This window comes from Photobacterium sanguinicancri (genome assembly GCF_002265265.1).
In the GTDB taxonomy this organism is placed as follows: domain Bacteria; phylum Pseudomonadota; class Gammaproteobacteria; order Enterobacterales; family Vibrionaceae; genus Photobacterium; species Photobacterium sanguinicancri.
Window position 1 is genome coordinate 1 of the sequence record NZ_NOIF01000546.1, and the last position, 356, is coordinate 356.

1 protein-coding gene is annotated in these 356 nt (G+C 74.7%); it reads right to left on the bottom strand.

Annotated elements, in window-relative coordinates:
* Positions 1 to 356: ATP-binding cassette domain-containing protein (locus tag ASV53_RS26695; RefSeq protein WP_141226370.1), on the bottom strand; the 356-nt coding region annotated here is incomplete at both ends.

A 356-nucleotide genomic window follows, 5' to 3' on the forward strand; every position in this document is an offset into this window, starting at 1 on the left:
CGACGACACGAGCACCGTTCGGCCCTCGTCGGCCAGGCGGCGCATGAGCAGGCGCATCCACCGGATGCCCTCGGGGTCGAGTCCGTTCGCCGGCGCGTCGAACACCAGCGCGCCGGGGTCGCCGAGCAGAGCGTGCGCCACGCTCAGGCGCTGACGCATGCCGAGCGAGAAGCCGCCGACGCGCTTGCGCGCCACGCTCTCGAGCCCGGTGAGGGCGATGACCTCGTCGACGCGCTGCCGGCCGATGCCGTGCGTCGCCGCCTGGGCGCGCAGGTGGTTGTAGGCGGTGCGTCCCGTGTGCACGGCCTTCGCATCGAGCAGCACGCCGACCTCGCGCAGCGGGGCGCGGTGCTCGG